The organism is Fibrobacter sp. UWB16, assembly GCF_900215325.1.
Taxonomy (GTDB): domain Bacteria; phylum Fibrobacterota; class Fibrobacteria; order Fibrobacterales; family Fibrobacteraceae; genus Fibrobacter.
In genome coordinates, this window is record NZ_OCMS01000002.1 from 340,811 (window position 1) to 360,774 (window position 19,964).

Consider the following 19,964-nt stretch of genomic DNA (forward strand, 5'->3'; position numbering starts at 1 on the left):
ATGGAACAGGCCACAAATACAATAATGGCTTATGGAACCTTCTGGGCTCTTGTGCCGGCTCTTGTCGCAATTATTCTTGCCCTTGTGAGTAAAGAAGTTTACTCGTCGCTTTTTTTAGGCATCATTGTCGGTGGACTTCTTCTTTGTCAGGGGACTGGTTCGGGATTTTTTGATGCCATTTTCAAAAACGGCTTGATTGCAAAGGTCGCAGACCCTTATAACGTGGGCATTCTCGTGTTCCTTGTTATGTTGGGTGCTATGGTCGCGCTCATGAACAGAGCCGGTGGTTCTGCCGCTTTTGGCAACTGGGCCAAAACGCATATCAAGTCAAAGGTCGGTGCGCAGATTGCGACGATTTGCTTTGGTATCTTGATTTTTATTGATGACTATTTCAATTGCCTTACGGTCGGTAGCGTGATGCGTCCGGTGACGGACCGCTTCAAGGTGAGTCACGAAAAACTTGCATACCTGATTGACTCTACCGCAGCTCCGATTTGCATTATTGCACCGATTAGCTCCTGGGCTGCTGCTGTTTCGGGATTCGTGGAAGGCGAGGATGGCCTCACGCTCTTTATCAAGGCGATTCCGTTTAATTTTTATGCTCTCTTGACGATTCTTACGTTGTTCTTGGTTGTCATCTGGAATGTGAATATTGGTCCGATGAAAAAGCATGAACAGCATACAAGCGCAGTTGGCCTTGGTCCTGAAGAATTGACTGTAATGGAAACCAAAGGTAAGGTTTTGGATCTTGTCATGCCGATTGCATCGTTGATTGTATTCTGCGTGCTTGGCATGATTTATACGGGCGGTTATTTTGCGTCGGGCGATGCGGCAAAGGGCTTTGTCGATGCGTTTGCATCTAGCGATGCGTCTGTCGGTCTTGCGATTGGTTCGTTTGGCGCGTTCATCTTTACCGTTTGTTTTTACATGAGTCGCCGCGTGTTGCGTTTCAGCCATAGCATGGCTTGCTTGCCGGATGGCTTTAAGGCTATGGTTCCTGCAATTTTGATTCTTGCTTTGGCATGGACGCTTAAGGGCACGACGGATGCTCTTGGCGCAAAGGAATTTGTAGCAGGCCTTGTGAAGGGCGGTGCAGCTGGATTCATGAACTTTATGCCGGCGATTATCTTTGTGATTGCTGCGTTCCTTGCTTTTGCAACGGGAACATCCTGGGGCACGTTCGGCATCCTCATCCCGATTGTCGTCGCGGCGTTTGGCGGTGTGGATTACAGCCTCATGGTCATCTCGATTTCGGCTTGCATGGCGGGTGCCGTTTGCGGAGACCACAGCTCTCCGATTTCGGATACGACGATTATGGCAAGTGCGGGTGCAGAATGCAATCACGTGAATCACGTCAATACGCAAATCCCGTATGTGCTTATTGTGGCTGCGATTTCATTTGTCACCTACATTATCGCAGGCTTCACTCGTAGCGCAGTACTTTCGCTCTTGTTCGGCTTTGTACTGACCTTCGGTACGCTCGTGATGATTAAAAAGCGTGCCAAGAAAAAAGGCGAGTAATTTGTCATTCCCGCCACTGAGCGGGAATCTCCCTCTGGTTGTTTAAGTATGCTTCTATCGGCGTCTGATTTTGACTTGCGCAAGGATGACGGCGGTAAACATTAGCACGCAACCGATTGCTTCTTGAAGGGTGAATCGCTCGCCGAGCATTACCCATCCAGAAATCACGGAAAATACAGATTCAAGGCTCATCAATAGCGATGCTATGGTGGGCCTTAATTTATTTTGCGCAACAATTTGCAACGTGAAAGCTACACCGCTCGAAAGGATGGCGGCGTATAAAAGTGGAATCCATGGCTTGAAATGCGAATAGACGTCTATCACCGTGCCAAACCCCGCAAAATTTCCTTTCAAGTCCACGAAAAACATCGGGAAAATGGAAAGCGATGCCACCACTAGAAACTGTATTGCCGAAAGTCTCACATTGTCCATGTAAGGGCCGTACTTCCCGACGATGAGAATGTGTGCTGCAAAGGCGAGCGCGCAAAGCAACAGAATAATATCAGATGGCTGGATGGTAAAATCTTCTTTGATGCAGAGCAGGTAAAGCCCTTCAAGCGTGATGGCTACGCAGAGCCAAATTTTCGGGGAAATCTTCTTGCCAAAAAATGTGCTTAGAATCGGTACGAAAATGATGTAGCACGCGGTCAGGAACCCAGCCTTCCCGGCGGAACATCCGAGAAAAAGCCCTGTCTGTTGCAAGTTCATTGCAAAGAAAAGCGTAAGCCCGCAAAAAAGTCCTGCTTTCCAGAGAGTCTTGTTTTCTTCTTTTGTTTTCGGCTTTCTAGGACTTTTGTTGAATTTGTCCAATACCTTCGCCAGTCCGAAAAGGACACCTGTGGCAATGAAATTTCGCATGCACACGAAAGCGAACGGGCCGACGTCGTTCCCTTCGATTTGGGCGACAAATGTGGAACCCCATAGAAATGCCGCCAGTACCATTAAAAAACTATATCCAATATTTGCCATCTCGGGTGAGAAAGTTAGAAATTCTTATATTTGGATTGAAAAAATTTTAAAAGGACCCTGTTATGGAAATCCCCGAATCTTCGAATTTTATTCAGGACATTATCGTTAACGACCTCCAAACCGGCAAGCGCGATCACGTGCTGACGCGTTTCCCGCCCGAACCGAACGGCTATATTCACATTGGCCACGCCAAGTCCATCTGCTTGAACTTCGGCACTGCTAAAAAGTTCGGCGGCTTTACGAACCTCCGCTTCGACGACACGAACCCGACCAAGGAAGATGTGGAATATGTCGATTCCATCCGCGAAGACGTGAAGTGGCTCGGCTTTGAATGGAAAGAAGAATTTTTCGCAAGCGACTACTACGACCAGATTTACGCCTTTGCCGAAAAGATGATTGAAATGGGCAAGGCTTACGTCGAAGATTTGACTCGCGACGAAATGCAGGAATACCGCGGCAACGATGCTGGCAAGCCCTCCCGCCCGAGCCCCTACCGCGACCGCAGCGTCGAAGAAAACATGAAGCTCTTCCACGAAATGCGCGACGGCAAGTACGCCGACGGTGAAAAGTGCCTCCGTGCCAAGGTCGACCTCGCTAGCCCGAACATGAACATGCGCGATCCGGTCATCTACCGCATCAAGCATTGCACGCACCATCGCACTGGCGACAAGTGGTGCATCTACCCGATGTACGACTTTGCCCACCCGATCAGCGACTGGATCGAAGGCATTACGCACTCCATCTGCACGCTCGAGTTCGAAGCCCACCGTCCGCTTTATGACTGGTTCCTCATTGAACTTGGTTTGCAGAACCGTCCGCAGCAGATTGAATTTGCCCGCTTGAATCTCACGTACACGATGATGAGTAAGAGGAAGCTCCTCGAACTTGTGCAGACAAACGCTGTGCTTGGCTGGAATGACCCGCGTATGCCGACCGTTTGCGGTTTCCGCCGCCGTGGCTTTACCCCGAGCTCCATCCGCGAGTTCTGCAGCCGCATCGGTGTTTCCAAGGCCGACTCCATGGTCGACGTGAACCTCCTTTACTTCTGCATCCGCGAAGAATTGAACCAGACTGCTAACCGCGTGATGGCCGTGATTGATCCGGTCAAGCTCGTGATTGACAACTGGGAAGCAGGCAAGGTCGAAATGATCGAAGTCGAGAACAATCCGAACGACCCGAACGCAGGAACCCGCAAGGTGCCGTTCAGCGGTGAACTCTACATCGAAGCCGACGACTTTATGGAAGAACCGCCGAAGAAGTACTTCCGCTTGAAGCCGGAAGGCGAAGTCCGCCTCAAGGGCGCTTACTTTGTCACTTGCAAGAGCGTCGAAAAGGATGATGACGGTAAAGTCAAGGTGATCCACTGCGTCTATGACCCGCTTAGCAAGGGTGGCGAATCTCCGGATGGCCGCAAGGTCAAGGGCACGATCCACTGGGTTTCTGCAGCACACGCTGTGGATGCCGAAGTGCGCCTCATTGATAACTTGTTCACGCTCGAAGATCCTGCTCAGGTCCCGGAAGGCGAAGACTGGCACGATTACCTGAACCCGAACTCCATGGTCGTTAAGCAGGCCAAGGTGGAACCCGCTCTCGCCGATGCCAAGCTCGAAGACCGCTTCCAGTTCATGCGTCAGGGCTACTTCTGCCTCGATAGCGAAGACTCCAAGCCGGGTCACCTCGTGTTCAACCGTACTGTTGGCTTGAAGGATTCTTTCAACCCGACAAAGTAATATTCGTTCGGTTCTAATCCGAATCTGATTTAAAAGCCCCGGCTATCGAGCCGGGGCGTTTTGTTATAAGGATTCCATTTTCAGCGGTGGCATTTGAAGGCCATCGTGGATTTTTTCAAAAGATCCGTGGTATTTCCCGTCGCTATTACGAGTAAATTCAAAACGAGTAACCATGGCGTAACTGAACATGCCTTCGACAAATATGTTGTCAGGTAGTCCGCAACGAGAGTGCTGCAAAGAGGCGATTACGCCAGCATGTGTAATGCACAGAAATTCACCATCGTCTGGGAGCGTGTCTATGAACGATCCTGCGCGTTTGTCTATATCGTAAAAGTTTTCTCCGTTAGGGAACCTATAGCCGCGGAGGTCGCTAGTCCAGGCGTGCATCTCAGAACGGGGAACTGCCGTGAGCTTTTGACCTTCCCATGAGCCGAAGTTAAGCTCAATGATGGCGGGCTCTTTTTCGACGGGCAATCCCAAAAGCTGTGATGCTTTGTCGGCGAACTTGACGCAGCGGATGAGCGGGCTTGAAAACAAACGAGTTGGCTTGGCTCCTTTGTTTGTGAGAGCCTTGAGTGCTTTGTCTGATTCTTCTTCGAACGTGGGGGAGACGTCAAAGTCCAGTCTTCCGTAACAAACATCATTTGGGTTGTAAGGCTTGGTATGTCGAATTGTCCAAAGAATCATATTTATCCATAAAAAAAACGCCCTTGGCGGGCGAAAAAAAGTCCTAGGCTACCTGAGCACATAAAGATCCGCAAGTCCGTTGCTGCTTTCGCCCTGGCGAGTTGCCCGCAAATAATCATTGCGCAGGGCCTAGGACCTACAAATATAGAAACAAACTATATTTTTTTCAAGGGTTAATTTTATAGCCCTGAACGGGCCAAAATGTTCCATATAATACGGAATTGTTATTGTTCCTTACAAAAAGTGGTCGAAAATGCCCCATTTTTCGTACATTTTACCGTAACGAATGTTTTACAGTTAAAAAAATGTTACTATATTCAGTAATAGGTGTTTGAGGTTGTAGATCTTAATTGTTGGGGTCTGTTATGAAAAAAGGAAATCTGTTTTTGAGAACTGTATTGAGTACATTGGCGGCCGCACTAGGGCTGGCGGTTCCCGCTATGGCACAAGAAAATGTGCCGGAGGTTGAACGCATTGTTGTCAAATTGGATCCGTTACAATTTTCCGGAGTGACGGACGAGGATCAAGGGCAGAAGCTCTGGAACGACCTCATGAAGTACAAACTATGGGGTACTCAAACCATAATTTTCAATAAGCATGATTTTAAAATTGCCGAAACTAGTGGGTACACGGGAACGGCTGTTGGTGATGTTGTCTTCAATGATTATGGGCATACACTTGGTGGTCCGATTGTTTCGGGCCGTGATCTTGTTTTTGCAAAAGGTGCGGCTACGGAAGATTCTCTAATAGGAGGATCAATATATGCCAGAAAACTTTATTTGCCAGATAACTATAAAGTCGAAAATTCTCGGTATGATGGGAATATTTGTTTTGAAGACGATATCGTTTTTTCTGCGCCTGACAAAAATGGAGCTGAATGGGAATATTATGAGTGGATTAATACTTTAAATCGTTTTATCGAAAATGCTCACAAAGCAATTCTTAATGACGACCGTAGAAAAGAAGGCAAGGTTTATGCTAACTGGGCTAAGGATCTTTCTAATCCGTCTGCTGTGAATCTTGATGGTGTCTTTAGTGATGATGAAGGTGCTGTTAAATGTCCTTCGGATGTTCCGAGACCAGATGTGGGACTGACCGTACCTGTGCTTGATGAGTCTGGTATTAATTGGGAACCCTCCGTTAGTTTGAGCTCAAGCTTTTATGGCGAAGTCCAGTATATTCACGTTCCGCCCATTTCTGAAGATGATATCAAGAACGAACATACTTGGTTCGATAAGTATGTCGAGAATATTGAATTTTTCGGAAATTACGGAAAGAAGCTTTATATCTTGATGCCGTCCAGTCAGCAGAACGCTGATAAAAAGACGACTGGTCGCTTGACGCGTATCTTTACACAACAAGGTATTAATATTCAAAGTTCTGCAAATGATACAAAGATTCAGGTGGCTTATGTCGGTAGTGATGCTACGTGGGACTCCGAAAATAAACGATGGAATTTTGACGAAAACGAAATAACCGTAGTCCATGATACCGCTTATGCTGGTAATCTTTTGTTCTATACGAACGCGGACATCAATTGGCCTGCAATGAATAGTAATAGGGAATCTGATTATCAGGGAACCTTTATTACTACGGGCGATTTTACAATCAACGATCATTTAAGTGTTGCTGGTCAGCTGATTGCTGGTGGAACTCTTTGGTTTGAATCTGAATTTAATGGGGAATTCCACTATGTTCCATTCAATACTCCTGAAATTAAGACAAATGTTTTTGCGGGTGATAAGTTCAAGGAAGATGACAATACATGGTATGACATGCAGTTCTACTTGACGGATACCGCACATACCGAAGTATCTTTCGATTATTGCTTTGCTTTCTTTGATGAAATTGAAGATGCTGATACGAAATTTGCCGCTTATAAAAGTAAGGAATACGGCAACCTTTCGGGTGAGTTTGCTAAACGTGAAGATTTAGGTGTAAATGATGATAACCATAAAATGCCGTTCTGCAAGGATGGTGAATCAAGACATATAGTCATTAGAAAGGGAAAACGTCATCCAGATGTTCCTGAATATTCAGCATGGCTCAAAGTCATTGATGATGATAAGATCGAAGGCGATGAATACATGTTATTCAAGATTATGAACTTGAATGGTGCTGCTATCTCGGGCAACAAGTTCGGTGGTGGTCTCGTGGTTAAACTTGTGGATTCCAATAATAAGCCGCCACACTTTGTTGATTTGGATAAAGTTAATCTTGCTGTTCCTGAAAATGCCACAAAGGCTTTGGCGGGTACGCTTGTTGCCGAAGATGACGAAGGTGATGAATATGCATATGAAATAGTGGGTGGCTCTGCTGAAGAATTATTCCAAATTAATTCTAAAGGCGAAGTTTCTATGAAAAATGGTGTTGATCCGTTTGATTATGAAGCTTGGAAGGCCGCCGGTACAAAGCTAACCCTTGATATAGAAGTTTGCGATACAAAGGATACGCAACATAGTACATTCCTTTGTGATAGCCGCACGTTCACGGTTAGCATTATTGACGTTAACGAAAAGCCATACTTCGACTACGCCGCAGATGCGAAAAAGGAAATCAAGATTGCCGAAAATTCAATGAATGCTGATGAAGCGGTGAAAACGGCGGATCTTGATACCTATATTGATAAATTGGGTATTGTTGTTAAAAATTCGAAGTTTACGAATAACGAAGTCGTAGTAATTGGTGGTGATGTCGATGACTTTGGCGTTTCCAAGGCTGGTGTTATCTACGCAAAGCATAATCTTGATTATGAACTGAAGAGCACGTATAAGATTACCTTGCGAGTCCGTGATGTGGATACGGAAAATTATCCGGATCTTTATGACGATATGGAATTTACCATTACCGTAACGGATATCGATGACGGTCCGAAGTTTGAATTTGCAGCCTACAATGGAACCGTTGATGAAAACTCCGTCGCTGGCACTGTAGTCGATTTAGACCACGCTATCGTGGCAAAATCAACTCTTGAAGATGCTACGATTACTTACAAGTTGCTTGATGAAACCAAGTCGTTTGTAATCGACCCGGTTACGGGTGTCATCACGGTGGCTGAAGGTGCTGTCCTCGATTTCGAAACGAAGGATACTTACGAGATGAAGGTTGTCGCTTCTGATGAATCTGGTGTTGAAGGTCAAATAGTGCAGACCGATACAGCCGATGTTATCATCAAGCTTAACGACTTGAAGCATTACCTGAAGGAAACTGTATTCGAAATTGCGGAAGATGCGGCTAAGGAATCTAAAATCAAGCCGTCGCTTGAAACCACTGAACCTGGCATTGTTGATGATGCCAAGTATACCTACTATATCCTCGACGGTTCCAAGGAAGTTTCTTCGAATAAGATCTTTGAACTCGATCCGGAGACTGGTACGTTCTCCGTTGTAGCCGGTCTGGATTATGAGACGAAGGACTCCTATTCCATCAAGGTCCGTGTGAAGAATGCTATTGGCAATTCTTCTGATACAACAGTGACGATCAATATTATCGATGTGAATGAAGCTCCGTCTATCCTTGTGGATACAATCTATGTGAAGGAAAATCATCCTGTCGATGAACCGTTCAGCACTGTCAAGACGGATAAGGACGATCCGGATACAAAGAATCCTGATTTCCGCAACAACGTTTATACCAATACTGATGGTAGCAAAATCTTCAAGGTGGATTCGAATGGCGATGTCATTCTCCTGAAGCCTCTCGATTACGAAGCTGATTCAGTCTATACGATTGATGTACGCGTAAGCGATAAGGAAGACAATACGCTGACTTCGACCAAGAAGGTTGTTGTTAAGGTTGTGGATGTCTATGAAAGGTCCGAAGTCGAAATTACACGTGTCGAAGATAGGGATTCTATCTATCTCAAGCCGGATTCCGTCTTTGTGAACGATTCTGTCGTGGGCATTGAATGGACTCGTGACGGTAAGATCGATTCTAGTGTCGATTCGCTTAAAGAAGGTTGCAATGTCATTATCAAGAAATTCCATGACAAGACTAAGAATGATCCGGGTGCCGATACGGTTGTCGTTTGCTTCAGCTCTGCCGCTCCGATTGTGACGGTCTCTGCCAATGGTGATGATGTTACTGCAGATAACATTTATACAGTCGTTGAAAAGGCGACAAAGAACGATACTGCTGTTTACGTGAATGAAAAGAAGAATGATATCAAGGTGACTGTCAATGACACTGCGTCTCATGTTACTAAGTCGTTCACGGTAAAGCTGGAACTGGATACGGTTGCAGTCTCTTCGAAGAATTTCAAGAGTCTCAAGAGTGTAGCGGACTCCGAAATTACTCGTAAGAAGAATCCTGATTCTGGAATTACATCTGTTCCTGAAAATGGAACGACCTATAAGAATTCTTATACGGATGAAGTAAACGGCGTCAAGGTGACTGTTTCTTACTACACCGATAAGAATGGTAAGGATGTCAAACGTTCTGTTATCACTTCTTCTGGCAAGACAAAAGATCTCGCTGTAATCGAAGTCTCGTACACGACAAAGGTCAATGGCAAGGAAGTTACGATTTCGTACTTCGCCGCTGCATCAACGGGTGAACGTGTCACGCTGAATACTGGCCTTACCGATAGCGAGTCTGTGCTCTCTGCAGATGGCGAATACGTGACGGCTTCGTACAAAGTGTACTATGACTATGTTGACAAGAACGGCAACACCGTCGAAGTCTCTTACTATCTGGATGACAAGGGCAATATCGCGAAGAACAACGAAGGAAACATTGGTTACAATGTCGCTTATACTTATGTGAACAAGTATGGCAACTCTTCGAAGAAGGACGTGTTTATCGTTCTTGACCAGAAGGGACCTGTTGTAAAGATCGTTTCTCCGCGTGAAGATGACGTTCTTACCGCAAACTTTGCTGTGGTCAAGTGGACTGTCAATGGTGAAGAACAGGATACGCTCCGCGTTCAAGGCCTTGACAATGGCGTGCAGACGATTGTCCGTGTGTTCCGCGACAAGGCCGGCAACGAATCCCGCGATTCTGTGCATGTCTTGGTCAAGAAGGCAAAGGACATCAGTATTGATGTTGAAAAGCCTGTAACGAAGGTCGATCGCGACTCTGTCGAAAAGTACTACAAGGACAGCAAGCCGAGTGATGACCAGACTTATAGCGTGACATTCTTCAACTATGAAAAGGACGCCGAAACCGAAGCCATTGTTGGAATTAAGGGCAAGGCCAAGAAGGGCTCTGGCGAAGAACCGTATTCTGGCTTGAAGGGCCACCTCGGACCGACACTCAAGGTCGACGCTCGCGTTCCTGTGGTAAGTGCTGTGGGTGGACTGGCAACGCTGGACGACATCATGAGCAGTGATGGCCTTGTGGCCGTGGAAGGCGTTGATGCCGCTAACGGTAAGAAGATGGCTGTGGACGAATACGTTGAAAAGCACTGTACCGAAGAGTTCAGAAAAGCTTTGAAGAAGTCCAAGGATTACAGCCACATGAACCTTTACTGGACGACGCTCAAGGTTAAAGTCTGGGTGTACTCGAATACGGGTGTGTTTACGGACTACTATAGCTTTGACTACGACCTTGATGATCCTGAATATGTGAATGAAGCTGGTCTTTTGAAGTTCTACTTCGAACTCAAGCCTGATGAAAACGGTGACGTGAGAACTAAAGATGGACGTCTCTATGGCACCGGGGCTTACCTCTTCAAGACCGAAGTCAGGATGAGTTCTAAGCTTCGCTGCGACCTTCCGCCGATATCCGACGAAGGCAAGAAGAAGAACTCCGTTGTTAAGACGAGCGACGACTTGCTCAAGTCGTTCGGCTACAGACGTCCCGTTAACAAATAGGTGCATCGCCTGTTGATAAATTGTAGGGTGAAACTTCGGTTCCGCCCTTTTTTCTTATCCACGCCTCATGCTAAGCTCATCGACAACACTGAACGTTGCTTTTTCATCCTGTCGTTCGCATATTCGACATCCTGAATGCCTCGCCTCTCGTCATCCTGACGCCACGTTTCTCGTCATCCTGACGCCATGTTTCTCGTCATCCTGACGCCACGTTTCTCGTCATCCTGACGCCGAAGGCGGAAGGATCCAGTGACCTTCCATAGCTCATATAATACGCATGATACAGATTCCGTAAATCAACTCCTGAAAATCGGCGAAAATGATACTTAAATCTTACAATTTTACAAGATTTCACATTTCTTTAGATTGAGCCGTTACTATATTTCATTAGAAAAGTGTTTGGATGATTTGGGAAGGAAACTGTGACAAATTTCTGGAGTGAAATTTGTCGTAGCAAAAGGAGCATAAGGTTATTATGTGGTTTGGCAAATTAAGTCTTAAAGCTGCAGCTTTAGTTCTGTTTGGCGCTGTTTCGTCAATGGCTGCAGAAACAGCTGTTGCCCCAATGACATTTGGGGACACAAAAACGGATGTCAACAACTGGAACTACCTGACTCAGTATAAGCTTTGGGGTACCAATGGTATCGAACTGGGCAATAGACCTGGTTTCTATAATCCAAATTACTTTAACAAAGAAACTGGAGTCATGACTTATCCAGCTAACTTTCCTTTGTTAGACTCCCTTGGTGCTGTGGGTACTAATAAAACCCTTTCCTCAGTTGGTGATGGCGGTTGGCTTGATGGCCCTGTTGTTGTCGGTGGAAACATTACTAATAAAGGACAGAACTTTGAAATTTTGACAGGCCCGATTCGTACAAACGGCTCTAATGCTGCTATTGTTCGTGATGGCGTTCTAAGCTGTCGTTTAGACAATACGACTGGAAATTGTAGTCCAGCTAAGGTTCCTGATTATCGTTCTGCAATCAAGGTGCCGACCTTGACGGGTAGTATTACATGGCGTTCCGCCATTACCGTGCCCAATAGTAAAAGGTACACAATCGATGTCAATTCGATGTGCTCGGGAACAGGAACGTGTGATATCTACTATGAAGCCATTAATTTTGAAAATGATGGCCGTCTTGTTGTTTCCATGCCAGATGATGGACGCACGACTCGTATTTTTACGAAAAGCTTGAACATGAATACTCATCCCCAGATTGTTGTTCGTTATCCGAGCAAGGGTGATCTTAAGGCTAATGAGTACGAAGGTAATTTGCTGATTTATGTTAATGGCGATATTACTTTTGTGAATACGGATAATGCGGACATGATGGGTACCTTGGTCAGTAATGGTACCATTGAAATGCGCTGCAATATGACGGTTGCTGGACAGTTTATTGCAAATAAAATCATTATTGGTAATGAAATCGAAGCAAAAAAGTTTACTTTTAAGCCGTTTAACAAAGTTCCGGAACTTGTTGTTGGTAACAATTCAAAGAAGATTACGGAAAATGACAAATGGTATGATCTCGACATTGTGTTGAATGGCGATGAACCGGCTACAGAAAAAGTGACTTTTGATTATTGCTTTGAATTCCAGTCTGCTAGCGGTGTCCAGAACACTTATGCTGGCTATCAGGATGTTGGTGCTGCAGACGCCTCGCACAAGTTCCCGATATGCAATAAGGGTGAAGTCGGAAAGGGCGAAATCCCGGTTGGTGAAACAAAGGCTAAAGGTATTGGAATCAAGCCCTTACTTGATGGTCTCGTAGAAGAAGATGAAGCTCTTTGGTTCCAGCTCAAAAATATCCAGGGTGCCAAAACATCAAGTGATTATGAAGATGGCAAGGGTTACAAAATCTTTATCGTAAGTAAGGATGTTGCTCCTTCTGTTTCTAGTCAACTTGTTATTAAAGTCAATGAAGATAGCAAGTACACGTTCTCGAAGAATGACTCTAAAAATGAATTTAAATTCCAGCATGCAACTCAGTCCTTTGCTGCTGTTATTATTACAAGTCTCCCGACGGCAGGTACTTTGACTTTGGACGGTAAGGCTGTTACAAGAGATCAGAAAATTGCTGTAGGTGATCTTGGCAAACTTGAGTATACGCCAAAAGCTGATGAATTTGGCAATAAGTATGCCACGTTTGGTTATAAAGTTGTTGGCGATGGTACTGGCACTAATACCTCTGGACCTGATCCGTACACGGCTACTATTAATGTTGTTCCTGTTAACGATGCCCCGACAGTTTCGACTAATAACAGCAATGAAGTTGTTTTTACGGTAATGGAAAAGGGCGATCTTGCTAGTGGCAAGATTACCGTCGGCGATGTTAACAATGAAAGAAACGTTGATACGTATACCTACAATTTGGTGAACGTTTCTGGCTCTGATTATGATGCCTTTAAAAAGGCTTTCACCATTGTTAAGGATGGTGACCAGAATGCAACGCTCAAGGTCAATTCTGGTGTTACGTTGAATTATGCGACAAAGAAGAAATATGTCGTTTATGCTAAAATTTCAGATAACGCTGCAACGGAAACGGAAACCGTTACAGGTGGTGGCACAAAGGAATCTAAGCAGTTCATAATTGTAGTCAATATCAAGAACGAAAATGATGCTCCGACGATTTCTGCTCAGACCTTTACGAAACCAGAAAAGAAGTCTGATGGAAGTGATTGGCCGAATGGCGAAAGTGTCGGTAAAGTGACCACCGCTAGTGACCCTGATGGGGATCCTTTGACTTACACAGCCCCAACCAATGTGCCGTTTAAGTTCAAGGATGGAACGAACGAACTTGTTATTACGGATGGTAGTCAGCTTGATTATGAAACAAAGCCGACTTGGACTTTCAAGGTGACTGTCACGGATGGTGAATTTTCTGCATCCGCTAATATCACTGTGAACTTGACCGATGTCAACGAACCGCCTCCGCCGCCAATAGTTGATAAGAACTATTATATTGACGAAAATTCGGACAAGGGTACCACTTTGGGTACATTTAAGGTTACCGATGCCGATAAGATTTCTGGCTCTTATGAAACGCTGACGTATGAGATTTCTGGTGCGTTGACTGGTGCTGCCAATACGAATAAGACTTTGACTAATAAGTCTTTGAAAGATTTGTTTACCCTTACTCAAAAGAGTGTCAATAGCTCCACAGGCGAAAGAACTGTCGCTATTGTGGTAAATAATAAGGCTTTGCTTGATTACGAAGAACTCTATAAAACGAGTACCGGTAATGCAACTTATGTTGCTACCATTAAAGTCACGGATACGAAGGGCCATTCTGTTTCTAAGACAACAAATATTACCATTAGAGACGTCAATGAATCGTTGACAGCTACGGGTGGTACTTTCTACCTGCAGGAACATTCTCCGGGTGCTTCTTATGTGTGTGCAACTGGGTATGATACTGACGGTTCTTGCAAAAATGATAAGTATGGTCAGGTTGTGGGTAACGATAAGGATAAATACAATCCGGCCTTCAGAAAGTTTACCTATAAGATGTCTTCTGCAAATGCCAATAATACGAAAAATGCAAAGGACGCTAAAAAGTTTACTGTTGACAGTCAGGGATTTATCAAGACAGCCAATGATGCTGAATTTGATTACGAAGAAGGTCAGAAATCATATGAATTCTATGTCACGATTTCTGATGGAACCTTCTCCGATGATGCTAAGGTGACTGTTGTAATCGAAGACGTTGAAGAACCTACAATCAACTTGATTGCTGAAGGCGAAGATGGCATTAACGAAAATGATGCGAGCGCTTCTGTTCCGTTCTCCGCTGATAAGATTACAGATCCTGTGATGAAACAACAGTTTAATGATATTGGTGACATTCAATCCTATCAGCTTGCTGATGGTACCAGTGATGATATCAAGGGAATTTTCTTTGTTGATTTTGATGATGGAACGATTTCCATTGATGATGTGACAAAGCTCAATTACGAAGCTTTGAGCTATGAAAAGGATAAAAATAAATTCTTGGTGAAACTGAAGGTTACGGGATCCAAGGGTACACTCGATATTACCAGAACAATTGTTGTGATGGATGTCAATGAAAAGCCTGTTTCAAAAAATCAGACATTTACGGTTCCTGAAACTCTTGAAAGCTTAGGCAAGGTGGGTTCTCTTTGGGCTACTGACCCGGACTCCTGCTCTGTAACAAAGCCTTGCAAAAACGGAACACATCCGTCTGGATTCAATAAGTTGAGTTATTCTATTGTTGATGACGAAGACCTTCCGTTCGATATCAATCCTAATACGGGCGTAATCACTCTCAAGAATGGAGCAAAGCTTCGCTATAAAGAAAAGAAAAAATATCAGTTTGAAGTCAAGATTTCTGACCGTTCCTTGGATAAGAACAATCCGCCTTTGACAACGTATGCTACGGTGACTGTCAATGTCACGGATGAAAACGAACCTTCTGAATTCAGAGTTCTGTCTAGTCTTTATGAAGTCAATGAAATGGTTCCGTTAAAAACTCAGCTCGACGATAAAATCGTGGTCTTTGATGATGACGATGCCGATGTTGATGCCTTGACGATTACTATAGAAGATAATGCTACTGCAGCAAGTCTCTTTGAAGTTGTCCAGGTGGGTAAAACGAAGGATAACGAAAGTACATTTGCTATCCAGGTCAAGAAGGACATCGACTATGAAAAGCTGTATGATGAAGTCGAAAAGAATGCAGACTTTGAAGTCACTTTGACCATAAAAGATAGCAGAGGTAAAAATCCTGTTAGCAAGCAGACTGTGATTCGCGTTAATGACGTGAACGAGGAACCTGCATTTACAGAAGATTCTTACGCATTTGAAATTAGCGAAAGTACTACAAAGCCGACTGCGATTGGTGTAGCCGAAGCTAAAGATCCGGATATTTACAATCCGAAGTTTGGAACGAAGTATTTCTCACTTGAAGGTGATGATGCCGCTCCGTTTGATGTTGATGTAAGCACTGGTGAAATCTCTATTATTAAGACGTCTGAACTTGATCATGAAACAAAGCCGGTCTACAAGTTTACTGTCATTGTTACTGATAAGGAGTATACTGCTTCTGTTCCGGTAACAGTCAATATTTTGGATGCCCCTGAAGGTCCTGTATTCCCTGATCCTCCTCCAGCAATGGATGTAGACGAAAACTCCAAGAAGGGTACGAAGGTCGGTGAAATCGTTGCTAGCGATGACGACTGCAAGAACAAGCGTCCTTGCAAGACTCCGACGTATAAGCTTATTGAAAGTGAAATTGCTCCTGATGATTACACTGCATTTGTCATTGATAATAACGGTGTCATCACGGTGGCTGCAGATAATTCCTTGAACTACGAAAAGCAGAGTGAATATCTTGTTCGTGTTGTTGCTACAGATGGCGCCAATAAGGACTTGACCGATACAGCTGAATTGACCATTTTGATCAATGACGTGAACGATGCTCCGACATATGAACAGAAGGAATATGTCTTTGAAATTCACGAATCTGCTAAAAAAGGTGAGTTTGTTGGCTCTGTTGTTGCCGATGATGAAGACGCCTGGACCAAGCTTTCTTATGCACTTTCTGATTATGTTGATAAATCGGGAGATAAGGCTTCCTTTACGATTGACGGCTCTGGCAAGATTACCCTTACGGCTGGTTCCTTGAATTATGAAAAGAAGAAGCTATACCAGGTTTGGGCTACGGCTACAGATAACGGTGAAGCCTATGGTAAAAAGATTGGTAGAACTGATTTTAAGAATTACGAAGCATCGACTCTCGTGACCATCAACCTCATCAATGATCCGGATCCTCCTGTGATTCACGATGATGACGAAGAAGGCTATGATGTCGAAGAAAATACGATCGACAAGAATTCGCCGACCGGTAAGGAAATTGCATGCTACGATGTCGAGGATGAAGATGAAGGCCAGGTGGCAACTCTCGTTCCTTACGTGACTGACGTTGGTGAAACAGATGCTGATCGTCTTTTCGATGCTAAGCTCAAGAAGGATGGCTCCAAGTATAAGCTTTGCCTCATCGTAAAGAATGGTGATAGACTGAATTACGAAACAATCGCTCATACTCATAAGGTTAAGGTCTTTGTCATGGACGGAGATCAGTTGACGGACTATGTTGCAAAGACCATCAACATTGTTGATGTGAACGAAATGCCGGTTATTTCGAGCACGCCTTCGCTTTCGTTCTACGAAAACAAGGGTGAAAATTATGTTATTGGCAAGCTCCTTTCTGATGACATTGACACATCTAAGGCATTCACAAATAACGTGTTTAAAGCTATTGGCGGCGATACGGATCTGTTTACGATTACCGAAGATGGCAAGATCAAGGCAAAACGCGACTTTGACTATGAAACTGAAAAGCGTCATACGTTCGAATTGGAAATTTCCCTGTCCGATAAGGATTCCAAGAAGTATCCGAAGTTGACTACTTCGACAACGGTTTCTATTACGCTTAAGGATATGCCGGAATTCCCGGAAATCACGAGTACGGAATTTGATGTCGATGAAAATTCTGAAGGTGGAACGCCTATCGGAGTTCTTGAAGCTGTTGACCCGGATGGCGATACTGAATTCCTGTTCGCTCTTGCTGAAGATAATCCGTATGTGTCTGTGTATTCGACCGGTGAAATCAAGGTTCTTCCGGATGCCAAGATTGACTATGAAAAGACTCAGAAGTTTACGATCTTGGTGAGTGTTACGGATATGGATGGCATGTCTTCTGAAAAGGAAATCGTCATCAAAGTCAATGACTTGAATGAAGCTCCGAAGATTAAGCCGCAGGAATTCACGTTCCCGGAAGATTCCAAGCCTGGAACCAAGAAGGGCCCGGTCAAGGCTGACGATCCGGATACGAAGAATCCGAAGTTCAATGACTTGAAGTTCTATCCTGTTGAAGAAAATGATAAGTTCGAAATCAAGCCGAATGGTGATATTGTCTTGAAGAGCGAACTCGATTATGAAAAAGAAAAGTCCTATGTTGTCAAGGTCTATGTCACTGACGGTGAATTCAATGACACTACGGATGTGACGATTAAGGTTGGCAACGTTGTTGAAAAAGCCGAAGTCGAGATTACTCGTGTTGAAACTGGCAAGTCTGTTTATATCAAGCCGACTCCTAAGGATACAATCTTTACGAATAAGGATCTCGTCTCGGTGGAATGGAAGCAGGAAGGCAAGACGAAGTCTAGTATCGATACTCTGAAGAGTGAAGGCTGCCACGAAATTGTTAAGACATATAAGGACCCGAGTAAGGATCTCGCTGGTTCTGATACGGTTGTCGTGTGCTATAGCACAGCTGCCCCGATTGTCGATATCGGTGCCAAGAAGACGACGGTCGAAGCTGACAATATCTATACGATTGTCGAAAAGGTCGATAAGAAGGACTCTACAATTTATGTGAACAGCAAGTCTAAGGACGTCCAGGTTTCTGTGCAGGATTCTGCATCTGGAATCAAGAACTCCAAGAGCACTGTTGAGGTTAAGCTGGATACGGTTGCCATATCGGATAAGACTATAAAGAATATGGTGGATGTATCCAAGTCCGAAATTGCACTTGAAAAGAATCCGAAGACTGATGTTTATGAAACCCCGATTGGCGATAAGACCAAGATCTCTTACGACAAGGTTGTCGATGGCGATACGGTAACGGTTTCTTACCTCGTTGACGAAGATGGCGATATTGTCAAGACTACTGTTTATGACGAAAATGGTAAGAAGAAGACCATTGAAGTCATTGAAGTGTCTACCGTTATCGAAGTTAAGGGCAAGGAAGTTACTGTTTCTTACAAGGCCGATGCCGAAACAGGCAATATCTTGTACGGTGACTCCGAAGGCAACTTGATGTTTGATACTCCGAAGAGCTCTTCTAGCAAGGATTCTAAGGACAATAGCGCTGTTGACTTGAAAACTGGTGTCGGTGCATTTACCGTGACTTACGATGCTCAGGGTGTCGAAGGCAATAAGACCACTGTCTCTTACGTCGTTGACGAAAAGGGCAAGATTGTTGCTAACGAAGAAGGTGACAGAGGCTATCTCGTGACCTACACCTATACCAACAAGTATGGCAACTCTGCTGAAAAGTCCGTGTTCATGGTGCTCGACAGGATTGCTCCGAAGGTTATTATCAGATCTCCGAAGAAGGATGCTGTGGTTTACGCAAACTACGTCGATGTTGACTGGTGCATTGCCTACGATGGCGACGAAGACAATTGCGTTACTCAGGATACCTTGAATTTCCAGAGCCTTAACAAGGGTATGAATACCATTAAGCGTATTTATCGCGATAAGGCCGGTAATGAAACCGTTACTGAAGTTAGCGTCTTGATGAAGAAGGCTAAGGATGTCGATATCGAACTCGAAAAGCCGATGGTTCTTGTCTCGATTGACTCGGTGAACAAGTACTATGACATTAACCCGCCTGAAAAGGATCAGACATTCGCTGTTAGCATCTTGAATCCGAGTACCCAGAAGGAAATGGAAGTTATTAAGGGCTTTAGCGATGATAACAAGAAGGGCTCGGGTGATGAACCGTATCCTGGTTACGATGGACATCTCGGTCCGACGATCGATATCAAGATGAAGTTGCCGCTTGTCAGCGCTGTTGGTGGTCTCTCCACTTTGGATGATATCATCATCAACGGTAATATGGTGCCTTTGGATGGTGTCGATGCAGACAATAGTCCTAACAAGGTCTCTGTAGAAAAGTATGTTGAAAAGTACTGCTCTACGGAATTCCAGACGGAATTGGAAAAGAACCACAATGACTATAGCAAGGCTAACCTCTACTCCACAAAGGCTCACGTCACGCTGTGGTTCTACACGACTGGCGGTCAGTTCGTTGACAAGTACAGCTTCGATTACAAGATCAATGACCCTGATTATGTGGACAAGTCTGGTCTCGTGAAGTTCTTCTTCGAAATGAAGCCGGATATGAATGGCGAATTGAGGGATGCTGATGGACGTCTCTACGGTACGGGTCCGTACATCGTAAAGACTGAAGTTGAACTTCGTTCCAAGCTTCGCTGCGTAGTTCCGCCGGTGGATGGAAATGCCAAGATTGGCGATGTGCTGAAGTCTAGCGACGAAATGATGAAGCGCTTCGGTTACAGACGCCCGGTGGTTCGCGGAAACGAAAAGTCCTCTTCTTCTAAGAAGGATTCTAAAAAAGGATCTTCTTCAAAGAAGAAAAAGTAAGGCGTAAAGCTTAGATTCAAATCCCGGTCCATCGACCGGGATTTCTATTTT

General features: G+C 44.7%; 6 protein-coding genes and 1 other RNA gene. 4 read left to right on the top strand and 3 right to left on the bottom strand.

The features are described from left to right. Window positions 1-1,521, top strand: a complete 1,521-nt coding sequence (locus tag CRN95_RS06875; protein WP_088629335.1) for a Na+/H+ antiporter NhaC family protein — start codon at window positions 1-3, stop codon at window positions 1,519-1,521. Window positions 1,522-1,575: 54 nt separating this feature from the next. Here the strand turns inward: CRN95_RS06875 and CRN95_RS06880 are convergent, their stop codons facing one another. Then, on the bottom strand, window positions 1,576-2,463 hold the full coding sequence (locus CRN95_RS06880) for a DMT family transporter (RefSeq protein WP_235002924.1): 888 nt from the start codon (window positions 2,461-2,463) through the stop codon (window positions 1,576-1,578). Between the two features lie 89 nt (window positions 2,464-2,552). On the opposite strand from CRN95_RS06880, the gene CRN95_RS06885 reads away from it, so the two are divergent. Further along, window positions 2,553-4,220: a glutamine--tRNA ligase/YqeY domain fusion protein gene (locus tag CRN95_RS06885; RefSeq protein WP_097020462.1), complete on the top strand. Its 1,668-nt coding sequence runs from the start codon at window positions 2,553-2,555 to the stop codon at window positions 4,218-4,220. A gap of 63 nt (window positions 4,221-4,283) precedes the next feature. On the opposite strand, the gene CRN95_RS06890 is transcribed toward CRN95_RS06885, so the two are convergent. Beyond that, complete coding sequence (locus tag CRN95_RS06890) at window positions 4,284-4,907, bottom strand: histidine phosphatase family protein (protein WP_097020463.1); 624 nt, start codon at window positions 4,905-4,907, stop codon at window positions 4,284-4,286. Window positions 4,908-4,945: 38 nt separating this feature from the next. Next, an RNA gene (gene ffs, locus CRN95_RS06895) (signal recognition particle sRNA small type) lies at window positions 4,946-5,042 on the bottom strand. Window positions 5,043-5,347: 305 nt separating this feature from the next. Here ffs and CRN95_RS06900 point away from each other — a divergent pair. Together CRN95_RS06900 and CRN95_RS06905 are read left to right on the top strand one after the other, a co-directional pair. Then, window positions 5,348-10,720, top strand: a complete 5,373-nt coding sequence (locus tag CRN95_RS06900; protein WP_235002925.1) for a cadherin repeat domain-containing protein — start codon at window positions 5,348-5,350, stop codon at window positions 10,718-10,720. A gap of 475 nt (window positions 10,721-11,195) precedes the next feature. Beyond that, the gene (locus CRN95_RS06905; RefSeq protein ID WP_097020465.1) at window positions 11,196-19,913 is read left to right on the top strand and encodes a cadherin repeat domain-containing protein; all 8,718 of its coding nucleotides are present in this window, start codon (window positions 11,196-11,198) and stop codon (window positions 19,911-19,913) included. Window positions 19,914-19,964: the final 51 nt, after the last annotated feature.